Genomic DNA, 15,090 nt, shown 5'->3' on the forward strand with positions numbered 1-15,090 from the left:
AGAGCCCGGTGAAACGCCATCGGGACACAAGGGATACCACCGGAGGGTTGCTCCACCGGGTTTGCGTCCCCCGTCTTAGTCCTCCCTGTTGCGGGGAGGGCGCTTCAGCCCGGACGGGGCTCGCTTCTTACAACAGGGCTGGGCACGCACCTGGGGATGGTCCTCTTGTGCCTCTGTAAGGAGTTTTGGTCATGCGCACTGGCGTGATCGCGAAGAAAGTCGGGATGACCCGCCTCTTCCAGGAGGACGGTCGGCACGTGCCGGTCACCGTTCTCTCGCTGGAAGAGTGCCAGGTTACCGCCCACCGCACAGCCGATCGCGACGGCTATTTCTCTGTTCAGGTCGGCGCAGGCCGGGCCAAGCAGAAAAACGTCAACAAGCCGCAACGCGAAGCGTTTGCCAAGGCCGAAGTCGGTCTCAAGCAAAAGGTTGCAGAATTCCGCGTCGAGAATGAGGAAGGCCTCCTTCCCGTCGGCGCTTTCATCACCGCCGATCACTTCATTGCTGGTCAGCTGGTTGATGTCACCGGCCACACCGTCGGTAAGGGCTTTGCCGGCGCCATGAAGCGCTGGGGCTTCGGTGGTCTGCGCGCTACCCATGGCGTCTCGATCTCACACCGTTCGCACGGTTCGACTGGTAACCGCCAGGATCCCGGCAAGGTGTTCAAGGGCAAGAAGATGGCCGGCCACATGGGCGACCGTCAGCGCACCCAGCAGAACCTCGAAGTGGTTCGCACCGACGCCGAGCGTGGCCTCATCTTCGTCAAGGGCTCGGTCCCTGGTTCGAAGAATGGCTGGCTGATGGTCAAGGACGCGGTCAAGGTCGCGCTGCCTGAAGGCGCGCCGTTCCCCGGCGCGATGCGTCGCAACGCCGCAGAGACTGCTTCGGAAGATGCCAAGCCTGGCATGGTCGAGGCTGCTGCAGAGCATGAAGTGAACCCCGATGTCACTGTCGAGCAGCAGGCAAAGCTGGCTCAGCAGCAGGACGCGGGCGTTGGCACCGAGGCTGGCACGCCGCCGGCCGACGCCAATTCCAAGAACGAGGAAGGCTAACGCCATGAAGGTGAAGGTCCAGAAAATTGACGGCGCAGCAGCCGGCGACGTGGAGCTGAACGAGGCCGTTTTCGGCGTCGCGCCGCGTGCCGACATCCTGCACCGGGTTGTCACCTGGCAACTTGAGAATCGCCGTGGCACTGCCCGCCCGACGCGTGAGCGTTCGGATGTGGCTCGCACCGGCAAGAAGTGGGGCAAGCAAAAAGGTTCGGGTGGCGCTCGCCACGGCGACCGCGGCGCTCCGATCTTCATCGGCGGCGGCAAGGCCCACGGTGCGCGCAAGCGCGAGTTCGAGCAGTCGCTCAACAAGAAGATCCGTGCGCTCGGCCTGAAGATGGCGCTTTCGAGCAAGGCGGCCGGTGGCCTCGTGGTCGTCGACAGTCTTGAGCTGAAGGACGCCAAGACCAAGGCGCTCGCCGGTATCTTCGGCAAGAATGGCTGGAACGGCAAGGTGCTCGTGATCGACGGTGAAGCCGTCGACGAGGGCTTCCGCAAGGCCGCCGGCAACCTGCCGGGCGTGGACGTGCTCCCGGCTGCGGGCGCCAATGTCTACGACATTCTCAACCACGACACGCTGGTCCTGACCAAGGACGCTGTCGCCAAGCTGGAGGCGCGTTTCAATGGCTAAGCAGCAGATCGACGCGCGTCACTACGACGTCATCCTGTCGCCGCACATCACCGAGAAGGCTACGCTTCTCTCGGAGAACAACGCGGTTGTGTTCAAGGTCGCCGGTTTCGCCACCAAGCCCCAGATCAAGGAGGCCGTCGAGGCTCTGTTTGATCGCAAGGTCAAGTCGGTCAACACGATCGTGAGCAAGGGCAAGACGAAGCGGTGGAAGGGCAAGCCCTACACCCGCACCGACTTCAAGAAGGCGATCGTGACTCTCGCAGAGGGTCAGGACCCGATCGACATCACCGAAGGTGTGAGCTGATCCCATGGCACTGAAGAACTATAACCCGACTAGCCCGGCCCGCCGCGCGCTTGTCCTCGTCGACAAGACCGGCCTGCACAAGGGCAAGCCCGTCAAGGCGCTGACCGAAGGTAAGCGCAAGACCGGTGGCCGTAACAACAAGGGCCATGTGACCAGCCGCGGCATCGCCGGTGGTCACAAGCAGAAGTATCGTTTCATCGACTTCAAGCGTCGCAAGTGGGGCGTTGAAGGCACCGTGGAGCGGATCGAATACGATCCCAACCGCACCGCTTTCATCGCGCTCATCAAGTACGCCGATGACGAGCTGGCCTATATCATCGCGCCCAACCGCGTGGCCGTTGGCGACAAGATCATCGCCGACGAGAAGACCGACACCAAGCCGGGCAACGCCATGTTGCTGGGTCAGATGCCGGTCGGCACGATCTGCCACAACGTCGAGATGAAGCCGGGCAAGGGCGGTCAGATCGCCCGTTCGGCCGGCACCTATGTGCAGCTCGTCGGTCGCGACCGCGGCATGGTCATCGTTCGCCTGAACTCGGGCGAGCAGCGCTACCTGCGTGCCGATTGCATGGGCACGGTCGGTTCGGTGTCGAACCCCGACAACCAGAACCAGAACCTCGGCAAGGCCGGGCGTGTCCGTCACATGGGCCGCCGTCCGCTGACCCGTGGTGTCGCCAAGAACCCGGTCGATCACCCGCACGGTGGTGGTGAAGGCCGGACCTCGGGCGGTCGTCACCCGGTTACTCCGTGGGGCAAGCCGACCAAGGGCGCGCGTACCCGCAACAACAAGCAGACGGACAAGATGATCATCCGTTCGCGTCACGCCAAGAAGAAGAGGTAAGCGAAGATGGCACGTTCCGTCTGGAAAGGTCCGTTCGTCGATCTTCACCTGCTGAAGAAGGCGCAGGAAGCTCAGGAAGCCAGCAGCACCAAGCCGATCAAGACCTGGTCGCGCCGCTCGACTGTGCTTCCCGATTTCGTCGGCCTGACGTTCAACGTCTACAATGGCCACAAGTTCATCCCGGTGTCCGTTTCGGAAGAAATGGTCGGCCACAAGCTCGGTGAGTTCGCGCCCACGCGCACCTTCCCGGGCCACGCTGCCGACAAGAAGGGTAAGCGCTGATGAGCAAGCAGAAAGCCCCCCGTCGCGTAGCCGACAATGAGGCTCTGGCGGTCGGCACCACGATCCGTGGTTCGGCCCAGAAGCTGAACCTTGTCGCGGCGCTGATCCGTGGCCGCAAGGTCGAGGAGGCGATGAACATCCTCACCTTCTCGAAGCGTGCCATGGCCCGCGACGCGCAGAAGGTGCTGGCCTCGGCCATCGCCAATGCCGAGAACAACCACGATCTTGACGTCGACTCGCTGGTCGTCGCCGAGGCGAGCGTTGGCAAGTCGGTGACCATGAAGCGTTTCGCAACCCGTGGCCGCGGCAAGTCGACCCGGATTCTCAAGCCGTTCAGCCGGCTGCGGATCGTCGTGCGCGAACAAGAGGAGGCCTGATCATGGGTCATAAGAGCAATCCGATCGGCCTTCGTCTGCAGATCAACCGTACCTGGGACAGCCGCTGGTACGCCGAGGGCGGCGACTATGCGCGTCTGCTCAAGGAAGACATCGAGATCCGCAAGTACATCATGGGCAAGTTGCCGCAGGCGGCGATTTCCAAGGTGGTGATCGAGCGCCCGGCCAAGCTGTGCCGTGTGTCGATCTATGCCGCACGTCCGGGTGTGATTATCGGCAAGAAGGGCGCGGACATCGAAAAGCTGCGCGCCGAGCTGGCCAAGATGACGACGAGCGAAGTGAAGCTTAACATCGTCGAGATCCGCAAGCCGGAAGTCGATGCCAAGCTCGTCGCCCAGGGCATCGCCGATCAGCTGATCCGCCGTGTCGCTTTCCGTCGCGCGATGAAGCGTGCGATGCAGTCGGCCATGCGTCTGGGTGCCGAAGGCATCAAGATCATGTGCTCGGGCCGTCTCGGCGGCGCCGAAATCGCCCGCGTCGAACAGTATCGCGAAGGCCGCGTTCCGCTGCACACGCTGCGTGCCAACATCGACTATGCCGAAGCCGAGGCGCTGACCGCCTATGGCATCATCGGCATCAAGGTGTGGGTCTTCAAGGGTGAGATCATGGGCCATGATCCGACCTCGACTGACCGACTGATGATGGAATCGCAGACGTCCGGCGTCCGCCCGGCTCGCTGAGGTAGAAGATCATGCTGCAACCGAAGAAAACCAAGTTCCGCAAGGCCTTCAAGGGCAAGATCCATGGTCTCGCCAAGGGTGGCTCGGCGCTGAACTTCGGCTCCTATGGCCTGAAGGCGATGGAGCCGGAACGTATCACCGCACGCCAGATTGAAGCTGCGCGTCGTGCGATCACCCGCCACATTCGCCGTCAGGGCCGTCTGTGGATCCGCGTGTTCCCCGATGTGCCGGTGTCGAAGAAGCCTGCCGAAGTGCGTCAGGGTAAGGGCAAGGGTTCGGTCGAATACTGGGCCGCTCGCGTGAAGCCGGGCCGCATCCTGTTCGAACTCGATGGCGTTCCCGGCCCGCTGGCCGCTGAAGCGTTCGAACGTGCCGCGATGAAGCTGCCGATCAAGACCAAGGTCGTTGCCCGTCTCGGCGACACCTCGCATCTGGGAGGCGAATAATGGCCAAGATGGAAGACCTTCGCACCAAGACTGACGATCAGCTGGGTGAACAGCTGACCTCGCTCAAGCGCGAACAGCTCAACCTGCGGTTCCAGGCTGCGACCAACCAGCTCGAGCGTTCGGCTCGCGTGAAAGAGGTCCGCCGCGAAATCGCTCAGATCATGACCCTGCAGACCGAACGCGCCAAGAGCGCGGCGGCGCAGGGCTGAGGAGACAGACTATGCCCAAGCGTATCCTGATCGGGACCGTCAGCTCCGACAAGACCGACAAGACCGTGACCGTGCTGGTCGAACGCCGCGTGAAGCACCCGCTTTACGGCAAGATCATCAAGCGGTCGAAAAAGTACCACGCCCACGACGAAGCCAACGAGTACAAGGTTGGCGACAAGGTCCGCATCGAGGAGACCAAGCCGATCTCCAAGACCAAGACCTGGGCGGTGAAAGATCGGATCGTTGCATCAAAGGGTGTTGCGATCGAGGCCGATCTCGATGTAGAGGCCGCCGGCAACTAAGCCGACAAGCCGATTTAGTTTCCCTTCCTCGCAACCCTGCGGGGAAGGGTAAGGCGTTTAGGAACTGCCGGGCCCCAGTCGTATTGGGTGTCCCGGCAAGCCAATGAGAAGGAACCGGATCAATGATCCAGATGCAGTCCAATCTCGACGTCGCGGACAACTCCGGCGCCAAGCGCGTCCAGTGCATTAAGGTGCTGGGTGGCTCGAAGCGTCGTACCGCGAGCGTCGGTGACGTGATCGTCGTTTCCGTCAAGGAAGCGCAGCCGCGTGCCCGCGTCAAGAAGGGCGACGTTCACCGTGCGGTGATCGTGCGCACCAAGAAGGATGTCCGCCGCGTCGACGGCACCGTCATCCGTTTCGACAGCAATGCTGCGGTGCTCGTCAACAAGAACGAGGAGCCGATCGGCACTCGTATCTTTGGCCCGGTGGTGCGCGAACTGCGCGGCAAGGGCTTCATGAAGATCATCTCGCTCGCTCCGGAGGTGCTGTGATGGCTGCTGCAAAGATCAAGAAGGGCGACCAGGTCGTCGTGCTTGCGGGCAAGGACAAGGGTCAGACCGGTACGGTCGCCAAGGTCATTCCCGGTGAAGGCAAGGTCGTGGTCGAGGGCGTCAACGTGATGACCCGCCACCGCAAGCCGAACCAGGCCAATCCGCAGGGCGGCATCGACCGCGTTGCCGCGCCGATGGCGATTTCGAATGTCGCCGTTGCCGATCCCAAGGACGGCAAGCCCACCCGTGTCCGCTTCGAAACGAAGGATGGCAAGAAGGTGCGCGTCGCCGTCAAGTCCGGGGAGACGATCGATGGGTGATTACACGCCGCGTCTGAAGACCAAGTACAACGAGGAAATCGCCAAGGCGATGACCGAGAAGTTCGGTTACAAGAACCACATGGAAATCCCGCGTCTGGAAAAGATCACGCTCAACATGGGCGTGGGCGAAGCCAGCCAGGACAAGAAGAAGGTTCAGGTTGCCGCCGAGGAAATGGAACTGATCGCCGGCCAGAAGCCCGTGATCACCAAGGCCAAGAAGTCGATCGCCCAGTTCAAGCTGCGCGACGGCATGCCAATCGGCTGCAAGGTCAACCTGCGCCGGGACCGGATGTACGAATTCCTCGATCGTCTGGTGACGATCGCGATGCCGCGCATCCGAGATTTCCGTGGCCTCAACCCGAAGTCGTTCGATGGCAATGGCAACTACGCCATGGGCATCAAGGAGCAGATCATCTTCCCCGAGATCAGCTACGACCAGATCGACAAGGTGCGTGGCATGGACATCATCGTCACCACCACCGCCAAGACCGACGAGGAAGCGCGCGAGCTGCTGCGCCTGTTCGGTTTCCCGTTCCCGGCCGAGCAGTCGGCTGATGAAGAAAAGGCGGCGGCGTAAGCCGTCGCCCCGCAAGCTGAGAAAAGAGAGAGCTTAAGTCCAATGGCGAAACTGAGTTCCATCAACAAGAACGAGAAGCGTAAGAAGCTCGTTCAGAAGTATGCCGCGAAGTATGCGAAGCTGAAGGCGATTGCCGACGATGATTCGCTCGACGAGACCGAGCGCCTGATGGCCCGCCTCAAGATGGCCGAGCTGCCGCGCAACGCGAACCCGACCCGGGTGCGCAACCGCTGCAACACCACCGGCCGCCCGCGCGGCTACTACCGCAAGTTCGGCCTGTGCCGCATCGAGCTGCGCGATCTTGCCAACAAGGGCATGATCCCCGGCGTCACCAAGTCGAGCTGGTAAGGACCTAGAGAGATGGCATTGACCGATCCCTTGGGTGATATGCTCACCCGTATCCGCAACGGCCAGCGTGCGAAGAAGGACTCCGTCCTGTCGCCGGCGTCGAAGCTGCGTGCCAACGTGCTCGAGGTGCTTCAGCGCGAGGGCTATATCCGTGGCTACAGCGAAGATACCAGTGGTGCCCACAAGGCGCTGCGCATCGAGCTGAAGTATTTCGAGGGCGAACCTGCGATCAAGCACGTTGCCCGTGTCTCCAAGCCGGGCCGCCGCGTCTACTCGGGTTCGAAGGAACTGCCGAGCATTCGCAACGGCCTCGGCATCACCATCGTCTCGACGCCTCGCGGTGTGCTTTCGGATGCCGAAGCCCGCACGCAGAACGTCGGCGGCGAAGTGCTGGCGGAGGTGTTCTGATGAGCCGCATCGGCAAAAGGTCGGTGGCGATCCCGAGCGGGGTGACGGCCACTATCGAAAATGGTTCGCTGATCGTGAATGGCCCCAAGGGCACCCTCTCGATGAGCACTTCGGACCTCATCACCTACACGATCGAAGACGGCGAGATTTCGGTCAAGCCGGCCAACAACAGCAAGCCTGCGCGTTCCCACTGGGGCATGCAGCGCACGCTGGTGTCGAACCTGGTGGAAGGCGTCACCGACGGCTTCTCCAAGGTTCTCGAAATCGCTGGTGTCGGTTACCGCGCGAACATGCAGGGCAAGACCCTGAAGCTGCAGCTCGGTTTCTCACATGACGTCGATCTCGATGTGCCGGAAGGCATTGAGGTGAAGACCCCCGATCAGACCACGGTCGAGATCTCGGGTATCGACAAGCAGAAGGTCGGCCAGTTCGCTGCCGAAATTCGCGAATGGCGCAAGCCTGAGCCCTACAAGGGCAAGGGTGTGAAGTATCGCGGTGAGTATATCTTCCGCAAGGAAGGGAAGAAGAAGTAAGATGGCAAAGCTATCCCTTTTCGAACGTCGTCGTCGCCGTGTCCGCACGGCCCTGCGCGCCCGCGCCGGCGGCAAGCCGCGTTTGTCCGTGCATCGCACCGGCAAGCACATCTACGCCCAGATCATCGACGATGCCGATGGTCGCACCGTTGCCGCTGCTTCCACGCTTGGTGGCAAGGCTTCGGGTGCCAATGTCGCTGCTGCCGAACAGGTCGGCAAGGACATTGCCGCTGCCGCCAAGAAGGCTGGCGTGACCACTGTCGTGTTCGATCGCGGCGGGTTCCTGTTCCATGGCCGCGTCAAGGCGCTGGCCGATGCCGCTCGTGAAGGCGGGCTGGAGTTCTGATGATGGCTGATGAAAACAACAACGCGGAAACTCCCGTGGTAGACAACGCCGGCTCGACCCCGACGCCGACCACCGCCCCGAGCGAAGCAGCCGACAACCAGTCGTCGGCTGCTGCAACCGACGGCAACGAGCGTGGCGCTCGTGGTGGCCGTGGCGGTCGCGGAGGTGATCGTGGCGGTCGCGGTGGACGTGACGGCGGCCGTGATGGCCGTGGCCGTGGTCGCGGTCGTGATGACCGTCGCGGCGGTGACGACGATGGTGAGGAGCTGATCGAAAAGCTCGTCCACATCAACCGCGTCGCCAAGGTGGTGAAGGGCGGTAAGCGCTTTGGTTTCGCCGCGCTGGTCGTGGTGGGTGACGGCAAGGGCCGCGTGGGCTTCGGCCACGGCAAGGCTCGCGAAGTGCCGGAAGCTATCAACAAGGCGACCGCTGCTGCCAAGAAGAAGATGATCCGCGTGCCGCTTAAGGAAGGTCGCACGCTGCACCATGACGGCAAGGGCCATTTCGGCGCTGGCAAGGTCAACGTGCGTTCCGCGCCTCCGGGCACCGGCATCATCGCGGGTGGTCCGATGCGCGCCGTGTTCGAAAGCCTTGGTGTGGCCGACGTGGTCACCAAGTCGATCGGCACCTCGAACCCCTACAACATGATCCGCGCCACCTTCGACGCGCTCACCAACCAGTCTTCCCCGAAGTCGGTTGCTATGCGTCGTGGCAAGAAGGTCGCCGACCTTCTTGGTCGGGGCGGTCAGGTCAGTGAAGCTGAGGCGGAAGCCGAAGCTGCTGCTATCGCGGAGTAAGTCTGATGGCGACTATCAAAATCAAGCAGATCGGTTCGCCGATCCGTCGTCCGGAAAGCCAGCGCAAGATCCTGATCGGCCTCGGGCTGAACAAGATGCACAAGGTGGTGGAACGCGAGGACACCCCGGAAGTGCGCGGTGCGATCCGCAAGCTGCCGCACATGGTTCAGGTGATCGAGGATTAATCGATCACATGATACACGAGTAAATGCGAGGGCGCAGACCATCGAGTCAGCGCCCTCGTTTCATTTTTGGCAAGGGGATACTGCGAAGTCTGGCCCGCGCTAGCTGGAAACGATGTTCTTGAGCTTTCGTCGGGCCCTACCGGCGAAGCGGCGCAGGACGCTCTTCGGCGGAGCAGCGTTGGCTACCGGAAAGGGAATGTCGGGGACGGGCCTGTCGACAAAGCTGCACAGCTTTTCCCAACCGTCCCCTGCGGCCCAGTTGACAACCAACAGGTCATCAGGGCGATCAGCGAAGTATGCGCGCACATCGCGATTGTGCCGGTTGTAGCGTTCCAGCAGCATTTCGTCGGTCACATCGGGAAAAGGTAGGCCGTAAAGGCGTCGTCGCCAGCGGGTGGTTTGCTCGCCCTGGTCGGAGCGTTCCAGCTGCCTGCGGTAGCTGATAAGCCAGGATTGCGGGTCGCGCGTGGTCAGAATGAAACGCGTGCCGGGAAAACGTTGATCGAACTCGCGATACAGCAGCAGCCAGGGCCAGTCTTCAAAGGTTTCGTGCCTGGCGGCGCATTCCCAGATCGGCTCCTGGCCGGGTTGATCGAGCGCATCGGTAAAGCTCAGTTCCTGCGTCTTGTGCCGAAACCCGAGATGCCGCAGAGCACTTGCGAGACTTGTTGTTCCTGTTTTTGCCCACCCAACACCAAGGAATTTCAACGGCTGCTCCCTATTGATTGTGCGTAGTTATTGAATTCTTCGGGGTGGCGCTCAAGGTCATTCTTGTCAAACCCTTGGCAGCTTTCACAAGGTAACAAAGGGCGTGACAAAGCTTGCATGATCGCCTAGGGCGCCGCCTTCCCAACAGCGCGAACAAAGCGAAAGCGAGTGCAAGACTATGAAACTTTCAGACATCCGTGACAACGATGGCGCCCGCAAGGGCCGCATCCGTGTCGGCCGTGGCATCGGCTCGGGCAAGGGCAAGACCGGGGGGCGTGGCCAGAAGGGTCAGAAGAGCCGTTCGGGCGTGGCCATCAAGGGCTTCGAAGGTGGCCAGATGCCGCTGCACATGCGGATCCCGAAGCGCGGCTTCAACAACCCGTTCGGCAAGGACTACGCTGAGGCCAACCTGGGCCAGATCCAGGCGCTGGTTGACGCTGGCAAGCTCGACGCCAAGGCGACGATCGATCACGCCGCGCTGAAGGCGGCCGGTATTGCCCGTGGCGGCAAGGACGGCGTGCGCCTGCTCGGCAAGGGCGAGATCACTGCCAAGCTGACCTTCAAGGTCGACGGTGCCTCGAAGGGCGCGGTTGCCGCGGTGGAAAAGGCTGGCGGCTCGGTTGAGGTGATCGACCGTGGTGCTCCCGAGCACGAAAAGAAGGCTGCTCGCGCCGAAGCCAACAAGGCTGCGCGCGCGAAATAACCGCTTAAAGGGGTGTGCGGGTTCGACAAAGAGCCGGCGCACCCCTATCTACCCTGCCGGGCTTGCCAGGGGGTGGGCCGGATAGTCAGGAAGTCAAAAGACAGAACCGATGGCATCACGCGCCGACAACATCGCCTCATCGCTGAGCTTTGCCAACTTCGGCAAGGCCACTGAGCTCAAGCAGCGCATCTGGTTCACCATCGGTGCGCTGATCGTGTTCCGCTTCATGAGCTTCGTGCCGCTGCCGGGTGTAAACCCGCAGATCCTCGAAACGCTTTACGACCAGACGCGCGGCGGTATCCTCGACCTGTTCAACACCTTTTCGGGCGGTTCGCTTGAGCGGATGAGTCTTATCGCGCTTGGCGTCATGCCCTACATCACGGCCTCGATCGTGGTGCAGCTGGCCGCTTCGCTTCACCCGGCGCTGATGGCGCTGAAGAAGGAAGGCGAGGCCGGCCGCAAGAAGCTCAACCAGTATACCCGCTATGGTACGGTGTTCCTGTGCGCAGTGCAGGGCTGGTTCCTCGCGTCGGGCCTCGAGGCTTACGGCGCGCAGTCCGGCCTGCAGGCCGTGGTCGATCCGGGCATCATGTTCCGCATCGTGGCCGTCATCAACCTCGTCGGGGGCACCATGTTCCTGCTGTGGCTCGGTGAGCAGATCACCTCGCGAGGGATCGGGAACGGCGTGTCGCTGATCATCATGGCGGGCATCGTTGCCCAGTTCCCGACCTTCATCTCGAACCTGCTAGAAGGCGGCCGCACTGGTGCGATCAGCCCTGTTATCATCGGTGGCTTCTTGATCATGGTCGTGGTGCTGATTCTCGGCATTTGCTTCTTCGAGCGCGCTCAGCGCCGTTTGCTGATCCAGTATCCCAAGCGCGCGACCGAGCGCGGCGGGATGCAGGCCGACCGTTCGCACCTGCCGCTGAAGCTCAACACGGCAGGTGTGATCCCGCCGATCTTCGCCAGCTCGCTGTTACTGCTGCCGCTGACGATCACCCAGTTTGCGGGCAACTCCATCGATCCGAGCAGCAGCTTCGGTGGTTTCGTGCAGAGCCTTAACCAGTACCTGGCGCATGGTCAGCCGCTGTACATGGCGCTCTATGCGATCGGCATCATCTTCTTCTGCTTCTTCTACACGGCGGTGGTGTTCAACCCCGAGGATACGGCGGAGAATCTGAAGAAGAACGGCGGGTTCATTCCTGGCATCCGTCCGGGCAAGCGCACGGCCGATTATCTCGACTATGTGCTTACCCGCGTCACTGTCGTAGGCGCGATCTACCTTACGGTGGTCTGCGTAGTCCCCGAATGGGGGATTGCTCAGACGGGCATTCCGTTGTTCCTGGGCGGTACGTCGTTGCTCATCGTTGTGAACGTGACGGTGGATACGATCAGCCAGATTCAGTCACACCTGCTTGCGCATCAGTATGGTGACCTTATCAAGAAGGCCAAGTTGAAGGGCCGCCTGCGCTGAGTCTACGGACTCAGGCGTGGAGTTGCTCCGGTTAGTGAGGGGGCTTTCATGAACATTATTCTTTTGGGGCCTCCGGGCGCGGGCAAGGGGACGCAGGCTGCACGCCTGGTCGCCAAGCATGGCATGCGCCAGCTTTCGACAGGCGACATGCTGCGCGCCGCCGTTAAGGCGCAGACACCTGTGGGTCTCGAAGCCAAGGCCGTGATGGATCGTGGCGAGCTGGTTTCCGATGCCATCGTCTCGGCATTGATCGACGACGAGCTGGCGGCGATGGGCGAGAGCACCGGCGCGATCTTCGATGGCTATCCGCGCACCGCGGCGCAGGCCGAAGCGCTCGATGCATTGCTGGCCAAGCACAGCCGCAAGTTGCACCATGTGATTGAGCTCGAGGTCAACGAAGACGCGCTGGTCGAACGCATCACCGGGCGCTTCACCTGTGCCAACTGCGGCGAGGGCTATCACGACGTGTTCAAGCGCCCCGAGGTTGAGGGCGTTTGCGACAGGTGCGGCAGCACCGAGTTCAAACGCCGTCCCGACGATAACGAAGAAACCGTGCGCACACGCATGGTTGAGTATCGTGCCAAGACCGCCCCGATCCTGCCGATTTACGATGCACGCGACATCGTGAGCCGGATCGACGGAATGGCCGACATCGACGAGGTCAGCGAGGCGATTGAGCAGGTGCTCGCCAGTTAGCGGGGACGCGGATGGCGTGTTTTGACGCACGGCTGCGCTTGGCGTATATATCCAATGAGCAGGGCACCTTGCGTCGAGCGGGTCCGGAACATCCGGTATCCCGTCATCCGCTGTTGACGTGGTCCGCGAATCACCCTATCTGCGCGGTCCATTCGTCTCATTCGAAATGATCAGTTGCGGGACGGGCGCCTCTCAGGTGGTCCATTTCTTATCCATTTGATTTTTCGGACAGGCGATAATTGCAGCTATGAGATAGGGGGCACTGTGGCCTTGGCGACGGTTCTACCCCTGTGGAGCATGGAGAAGTAAGTGGCTCGTATTGCAGGGGTGAACATCCCCACCAACAAGCGCGTTATCATCGCGCTCACCTACATTCACGGCATCGGCCCGACGACGGCCCGCACGATCGCTGAGAAGCTCGGCATTGATGCCTCGCGCCGCGTTCAAGATCTGACAGACGCCGAAGTCCTGCAGATTCGCGAAGCGATCGATAGCGAATACACGGTCGAGGGTGATCTTCGTCGTGACACCGCGATGAATATCAAGCGCCTGATGGACCTCAAGTGCTACCGCGGCCTGCGTCATCGCAACGGCCTTCCGGTGCGCGGCCAGCGCACGCACACCAACGCCCGCACCCGCAAGGGCAAGGCCAAGCCGATCGCCGGCAAGAAGAAGTAAGCAGGGCATTAGCCCCAGCTTTTTCCTTCTGTCCCAATACTGAGGAACCACAACAATGGCACGCGAACCTAACCGCATCCGGCGGCGCGATAAGAAGAATATTTCGAGCGGTGTTGCCCACGTCAACGCCAGCTTCAACAACACCATGATCACCATCACCGATGCGCAGGGCAATGCGATCAGCTGGTCCAGCGCCGGCATGATGGGCTTCAAGGGCAGCCGCAAGTCGACTCCCTATGCCGCTCAGGTTGCCGCCGACGATGCCGGCAAGAAGGCTGCCGAGCATGGTGTGCGCACGCTGGAGGTGGAGATCAAGGGACCGGGCTCGGGGCGCGAAAGCGCGCTGCGTGCCCTCCAGGCCGTGGGCTTCACGATCACCTCGATCCGCGATGTGACCCCGATCCCGCACAACGGGGTTCGGCCGTCCAAACGCCGTCGCGTCTGATCGAACTTGTGCCCGGTGGCAGGGCTCTCCTGTCACACCACATTTTTTCGCATCGGCCGCGGCGCTTCCAAGCGACCGCGGCCTTTGCCGCCAATACGAACCTTTAGGGGAAGTCCATGTCCGTCAACATGAAGAACTGGCAGGAGCTGAAGAAGCCCAACACCCTCGAGATCAAGGAAGGCGGCGACAAGAAGCGCAAGGCTACCTTTGTCGCCGAGCCGCTTGAGCGCGGTTATGGTCTCACGCTCGGCAATGCCCTCCGCCGTGTGCTTCTCGCCAGCCTTCAGGGCGCAGCCATCACCTCGATCAAGATCGAGAACGTGCTGCACGAATTCTCGAGCCTCGCCGGTGTGCGCGAGGATGTCACCGATATCGTCCTCAACGTGAAGCAGATCGCGCTGAAGATGGAAGGTGAGGGGCCCAAGCGGCTCCAGCTTTCGGTCACCGGTCCGGCCGAAGTCACCGCCGGCGACATTGCCGTCACCGGTGACATCGAGGTCCTCAACAAGGATCTGGTGATCTGTCACCTCGACGAAGGTGCGACGCTCAACATGGAGCTGACCGCCGACACCGGGAAGGGCTACGTGCCCGCCGTGCAGAACCGCCCGATCGATGCGCCGATCGGCCTGATCCCGGTGGACTCGCTCTATTCGCCGATCAAGCAGGTCAGCTACAAGGTCGAGAACGCCCGCGTCGGTCAGGAGCTTGATTACGACAAGCTCTCGCTGACGATCGAGACCGACGGCACCGTGACCCCGGAAGATGCCGTGGCCTATGCCGCGCGCATCCTGCAGGACCAGCTCACGCTGTTCGTGCACTTCGAGGACGGTATTCCGCAGCCGCAGTCGGCGATGATCGGCGTTGCCGCCGAGCCGCAGGAAAGCGACACCAACCAGCTCAACCGTTACCTGCTCAAGAAGGTCGACGAACTGGAGCTGTCGGTGCGTTCGGCCAACTGCCTCAAGAACGACAACATCATCTACATCGGCGACCTGGTCCAGAAGACCGAAGCCGAGATGCTGCGCACGCCGAACTTCGGCCGCAAGTCGCTCAATGAGATCAAGGAAGTGCTCTCCAGCATGGGTCTGCGCCTCGGCATGGACATCCCTGGCTGGCCGCCCGAGAACATCGAGGAAATGGCCAAGAAGCTCGAGCAAGAGCTGCTGGGCTAACCAGTTACGGCCTCCGGTGTGAGCCGGGGGCCGATTTTGGGGCAAGGTGGCACCCCTGATAACAGCCACC

Annotated in this window: 26 protein-coding genes; 25 read left to right on the forward strand and 1 reads right to left on the reverse strand. The window is 61.8% G+C overall.

Translation table 11 applies throughout. From position 1 onward, the window contains the following. Nucleotides 1-191: 191 nt before the first annotated feature. The 19 genes from rplC to rpmD all read left to right on the forward strand — a co-directional run bounded on the left by rplC (nucleotide 192) and on the right by rpmD (nucleotide 9,144). Nucleotides 192-1,052: a 50S ribosomal protein L3 gene (rplC, locus tag ABDJ38_RS01915; RefSeq protein ID WP_346783386.1), complete on the forward strand. Its 861-nt coding sequence runs from the start codon at nucleotides 192-194 to the stop codon at nucleotides 1,050-1,052. Between the two features lie 4 nt (nucleotides 1,053-1,056). After that, nucleotides 1,057-1,680, forward strand: a complete 624-nt coding sequence (rplD, locus tag ABDJ38_RS01920; protein ID WP_346783387.1) for a 50S ribosomal protein L4 — start codon at nucleotides 1,057-1,059, stop codon at nucleotides 1,678-1,680. Next, nucleotides 1,673-1,984 carry a 50S ribosomal protein L23 gene (locus ABDJ38_RS01925; RefSeq protein ID WP_346783388.1) on the forward strand — a complete coding sequence of 104 codons (312 nt, stop codon included), beginning with the start codon at nucleotides 1,673-1,675 and terminating at the stop codon, nucleotides 1,982-1,984. The genes rplD and ABDJ38_RS01925 overlap by 8 nt, the downstream gene beginning before the upstream one ends. A 4-nt stretch (nucleotides 1,985-1,988) precedes the next feature. After that, nucleotides 1,989-2,825, forward strand: coding sequence for a 50S ribosomal protein L2 (rplB, locus tag ABDJ38_RS01930; RefSeq protein ID WP_137679571.1), 837 nt, complete (start codon nucleotides 1,989-1,991; stop codon nucleotides 2,823-2,825). Nucleotides 2,826-2,831: 6 nt separating this feature from the next. Beyond that, nucleotides 2,832-3,107, forward strand: coding sequence for a 30S ribosomal protein S19 (gene rpsS, locus ABDJ38_RS01935; protein ID WP_137679570.1), 276 nt, complete (start codon nucleotides 2,832-2,834; stop codon nucleotides 3,105-3,107). Next, nucleotides 3,107-3,484: a 50S ribosomal protein L22 gene (rplV, locus tag ABDJ38_RS01940; RefSeq protein ID WP_346783389.1), complete on the forward strand. Its 378-nt coding sequence runs from the start codon at nucleotides 3,107-3,109 to the stop codon at nucleotides 3,482-3,484. The genes rpsS and rplV overlap by 1 nt, the downstream gene beginning before the upstream one ends. A 2-nt stretch (nucleotides 3,485-3,486) precedes the next feature. Beyond that, on the forward strand, nucleotides 3,487-4,182 hold the full coding sequence (gene rpsC, locus ABDJ38_RS01945; RefSeq protein ID WP_346783390.1) for a 30S ribosomal protein S3: 696 nt from the start codon (nucleotides 3,487-3,489) through the stop codon (nucleotides 4,180-4,182). Between the two features lie 11 nt (nucleotides 4,183-4,193). Beyond that, the gene (gene rplP, locus ABDJ38_RS01950; RefSeq protein WP_346783392.1) at nucleotides 4,194-4,628 is read left to right on the forward strand and encodes a 50S ribosomal protein L16; all 435 of its coding nucleotides are present in this window, start codon (nucleotides 4,194-4,196) and stop codon (nucleotides 4,626-4,628) included. Then, nucleotides 4,628-4,837, forward strand: coding sequence for a 50S ribosomal protein L29 (gene rpmC, locus ABDJ38_RS01955; protein WP_346783393.1), 210 nt, complete (start codon nucleotides 4,628-4,630; stop codon nucleotides 4,835-4,837). The genes rplP and rpmC overlap by 1 nt, the downstream gene beginning before the upstream one ends. 11 nt (nucleotides 4,838-4,848) lie before the next feature. Then, entirely contained in the window at nucleotides 4,849-5,139 is a 291-nt protein-coding gene (rpsQ, locus tag ABDJ38_RS01960) for a 30S ribosomal protein S17 (RefSeq protein WP_137679565.1), read from the forward strand. A 122-nt stretch (nucleotides 5,140-5,261) separates the two neighbouring features. Beyond that, nucleotides 5,262-5,630, forward strand: a complete 369-nt coding sequence (gene rplN / locus ABDJ38_RS01965; RefSeq protein ID WP_119591144.1) for a 50S ribosomal protein L14 — start codon at nucleotides 5,262-5,264, stop codon at nucleotides 5,628-5,630. Then, complete coding sequence (rplX, locus tag ABDJ38_RS01970; RefSeq protein WP_346783394.1) at nucleotides 5,630-5,950, forward strand: 50S ribosomal protein L24; 321 nt, start codon at nucleotides 5,630-5,632, stop codon at nucleotides 5,948-5,950. The genes rplN and rplX overlap by 1 nt, the downstream gene beginning before the upstream one ends. Continuing rightward, nucleotides 5,943-6,527 carry a 50S ribosomal protein L5 gene (gene rplE / locus ABDJ38_RS01975; protein WP_346783395.1) on the forward strand — a complete coding sequence of 195 codons (585 nt, stop codon included), beginning with the start codon at nucleotides 5,943-5,945 and terminating at the stop codon, nucleotides 6,525-6,527. The genes rplX and rplE overlap by 8 nt, the downstream gene beginning before the upstream one ends. 42 nt (nucleotides 6,528-6,569) lie before the next feature. Further along, on the forward strand, nucleotides 6,570-6,875 hold the full coding sequence (rpsN, locus tag ABDJ38_RS01980; protein ID WP_346783396.1) for a 30S ribosomal protein S14: 306 nt from the start codon (nucleotides 6,570-6,572) through the stop codon (nucleotides 6,873-6,875). 12 nt (nucleotides 6,876-6,887) lie between these two features. Then, nucleotides 6,888-7,283 carry a 30S ribosomal protein S8 gene (gene rpsH, locus ABDJ38_RS01985; RefSeq protein ID WP_346783397.1) on the forward strand — a complete coding sequence of 132 codons (396 nt, stop codon included), beginning with the start codon at nucleotides 6,888-6,890 and terminating at the stop codon, nucleotides 7,281-7,283. Then, entirely contained in the window at nucleotides 7,283-7,816 is a 534-nt protein-coding gene (gene rplF / locus ABDJ38_RS01990) for a 50S ribosomal protein L6 (protein ID WP_346783398.1), read from the forward strand. Before rpsH ends, rplF begins: the two co-directional genes overlap by 1 nt. 1 nt (nucleotide 7,817) lies before the next feature. Continuing rightward, nucleotides 7,818-8,162, forward strand: coding sequence for a 50S ribosomal protein L18 (gene rplR / locus ABDJ38_RS01995; protein ID WP_346783399.1), 345 nt, complete (start codon nucleotides 7,818-7,820; stop codon nucleotides 8,160-8,162). A 2-nt stretch (nucleotides 8,163-8,164) separates the two neighbouring features. After that, the gene (gene rpsE, locus ABDJ38_RS02000) at nucleotides 8,165-8,959 is read left to right on the forward strand and encodes a 30S ribosomal protein S5 (protein ID WP_429771079.1); all 795 of its coding nucleotides are present in this window, start codon (nucleotides 8,165-8,167) and stop codon (nucleotides 8,957-8,959) included. A 5-nt stretch (nucleotides 8,960-8,964) separates the two neighbouring features. Next, entirely contained in the window at nucleotides 8,965-9,144 is a 180-nt protein-coding gene (gene rpmD, locus ABDJ38_RS02005; RefSeq protein WP_346783401.1) for a 50S ribosomal protein L30, read from the forward strand. A 99-nt stretch (nucleotides 9,145-9,243) separates the two neighbouring features. On the opposite strand, the gene ABDJ38_RS02010 is transcribed toward rpmD, so the two are convergent. Further along, a complete protein-coding gene (locus ABDJ38_RS02010; RefSeq protein ID WP_346783402.1) occupies nucleotides 9,244-9,852 on the reverse strand; it encodes a sulfotransferase family protein in 609 nt (202 codons plus the stop codon). A 178-nt stretch (nucleotides 9,853-10,030) separates the two neighbouring features. On the opposite strand from ABDJ38_RS02010, the gene rplO reads away from it, so the two are divergent. From rplO to ABDJ38_RS02040, 6 genes are all read left to right on the forward strand, one after another. Continuing rightward, nucleotides 10,031-10,555 carry a 50S ribosomal protein L15 gene (gene rplO / locus ABDJ38_RS02015; protein ID WP_346783403.1) on the forward strand — a complete coding sequence of 175 codons (525 nt, stop codon included), beginning with the start codon at nucleotides 10,031-10,033 and terminating at the stop codon, nucleotides 10,553-10,555. 109 nt (nucleotides 10,556-10,664) lie between these two features. Continuing rightward, nucleotides 10,665-12,029: a preprotein translocase subunit SecY gene (gene secY / locus ABDJ38_RS02020; RefSeq protein WP_346783404.1), complete on the forward strand. Its 1,365-nt coding sequence runs from the start codon at nucleotides 10,665-10,667 to the stop codon at nucleotides 12,027-12,029. 48 nt (nucleotides 12,030-12,077) lie between these two features. Next, nucleotides 12,078-12,725, forward strand: coding sequence for an adenylate kinase (locus tag ABDJ38_RS02025; protein ID WP_346783405.1), 648 nt, complete (start codon nucleotides 12,078-12,080; stop codon nucleotides 12,723-12,725). Between the two features lie 309 nt (nucleotides 12,726-13,034). After that, nucleotides 13,035-13,403: a 30S ribosomal protein S13 gene (gene rpsM / locus ABDJ38_RS02030; protein ID WP_346783406.1), complete on the forward strand. Its 369-nt coding sequence runs from the start codon at nucleotides 13,035-13,037 to the stop codon at nucleotides 13,401-13,403. A gap of 55 nt (nucleotides 13,404-13,458) precedes the next feature. Beyond that, nucleotides 13,459-13,848, forward strand: a complete 390-nt coding sequence (gene rpsK, locus ABDJ38_RS02035) for a 30S ribosomal protein S11 (RefSeq protein WP_119591157.1) — start codon at nucleotides 13,459-13,461, stop codon at nucleotides 13,846-13,848. A gap of 116 nt (nucleotides 13,849-13,964) precedes the next feature. Continuing rightward, complete coding sequence (locus tag ABDJ38_RS02040) at nucleotides 13,965-15,020, forward strand: DNA-directed RNA polymerase subunit alpha (protein ID WP_346783407.1); 1,056 nt, start codon at nucleotides 13,965-13,967, stop codon at nucleotides 15,018-15,020. Nucleotides 15,021-15,090 lie beyond the last annotated feature (70 nt).

The organism is Aurantiacibacter flavus (genome assembly GCF_039710615.1).
Classification (GTDB): domain Bacteria; phylum Pseudomonadota; class Alphaproteobacteria; order Sphingomonadales; family Sphingomonadaceae; genus Alteraurantiacibacter; species Alteraurantiacibacter flavus.

Bases quoted from the DNA above. Each gene is read 5' to 3' on its own strand.
- ABDJ38_RS02040 (WP_346783407.1), top strand. From the start codon at position 13,965: ATGTCCGTCAACATGAAGAACTGGCAGGAGCTGAAGAAGCCCAACACC.
- rpsH (WP_346783397.1), top strand. From the start codon at position 6,888: ATGGCATTGACCGATCCCTTGGGTGATATGCTCACCCGTATCCGCAAC.
- rpmD (WP_346783401.1), top strand. From the start codon at position 8,965: ATGGCGACTATCAAAATCAAGCAGATCGGTTCGCCGATCCGTCGTCCG.
- rpmC (WP_346783393.1), top strand. From the start codon at position 4,628: ATGGCCAAGATGGAAGACCTTCGCACCAAGACTGACGATCAGCTGGGT.
- rplO (WP_346783403.1), top strand. From the start codon at position 10,031: ATGAAACTTTCAGACATCCGTGACAACGATGGCGCCCGCAAGGGCCGC.
- rplF (WP_346783398.1), top strand. From the start codon at position 7,283: ATGAGCCGCATCGGCAAAAGGTCGGTGGCGATCCCGAGCGGGGTGACG.
- rpsK (WP_119591157.1), top strand. From the start codon at position 13,459: ATGGCACGCGAACCTAACCGCATCCGGCGGCGCGATAAGAAGAATATT.
- rplN (WP_119591144.1), top strand. From the start codon at position 5,262: ATGATCCAGATGCAGTCCAATCTCGACGTCGCGGACAACTCCGGCGCC.
- rpsN (WP_346783396.1), top strand. From the start codon at position 6,570: ATGGCGAAACTGAGTTCCATCAACAAGAACGAGAAGCGTAAGAAGCTC.
- rpsQ (WP_137679565.1), top strand. From the start codon at position 4,849: ATGCCCAAGCGTATCCTGATCGGGACCGTCAGCTCCGACAAGACCGAC.
- rplD (WP_346783387.1), top strand. From the start codon at position 1,057: ATGAAGGTGAAGGTCCAGAAAATTGACGGCGCAGCAGCCGGCGACGTG.
- ABDJ38_RS01925 (WP_346783388.1), top strand. From the start codon at position 1,673: ATGGCTAAGCAGCAGATCGACGCGCGTCACTACGACGTCATCCTGTCG.
- rplR (WP_346783399.1), top strand. From the start codon at position 7,818: ATGGCAAAGCTATCCCTTTTCGAACGTCGTCGTCGCCGTGTCCGCACG.
- rplV (WP_346783389.1), top strand. From the start codon at position 3,107: ATGAGCAAGCAGAAAGCCCCCCGTCGCGTAGCCGACAATGAGGCTCTG.
- rpsS (WP_137679570.1), top strand. From the start codon at position 2,832: ATGGCACGTTCCGTCTGGAAAGGTCCGTTCGTCGATCTTCACCTGCTG.
- rplC (WP_346783386.1), top strand. From the start codon at position 192: ATGCGCACTGGCGTGATCGCGAAGAAAGTCGGGATGACCCGCCTCTTC.
- rpsC (WP_346783390.1), top strand. From the start codon at position 3,487: ATGGGTCATAAGAGCAATCCGATCGGCCTTCGTCTGCAGATCAACCGT.
- rplP (WP_346783392.1), top strand. From the start codon at position 4,194: ATGCTGCAACCGAAGAAAACCAAGTTCCGCAAGGCCTTCAAGGGCAAG.
- ABDJ38_RS02025 (WP_346783405.1), top strand. From the start codon at position 12,078: ATGAACATTATTCTTTTGGGGCCTCCGGGCGCGGGCAAGGGGACGCAG.
- rpsE (WP_429771079.1), top strand. From the start codon at position 8,165: ATGGCTGATGAAAACAACAACGCGGAAACTCCCGTGGTAGACAACGCC.
- rplE (WP_346783395.1), top strand. From the start codon at position 5,943: ATGGGTGATTACACGCCGCGTCTGAAGACCAAGTACAACGAGGAAATC.
- secY (WP_346783404.1), top strand. From the start codon at position 10,665: ATGGCATCACGCGCCGACAACATCGCCTCATCGCTGAGCTTTGCCAAC.
- rplX (WP_346783394.1), top strand. From the start codon at position 5,630: ATGGCTGCTGCAAAGATCAAGAAGGGCGACCAGGTCGTCGTGCTTGCG.
- rplB (WP_137679571.1), top strand. From the start codon at position 1,989: ATGGCACTGAAGAACTATAACCCGACTAGCCCGGCCCGCCGCGCGCTT.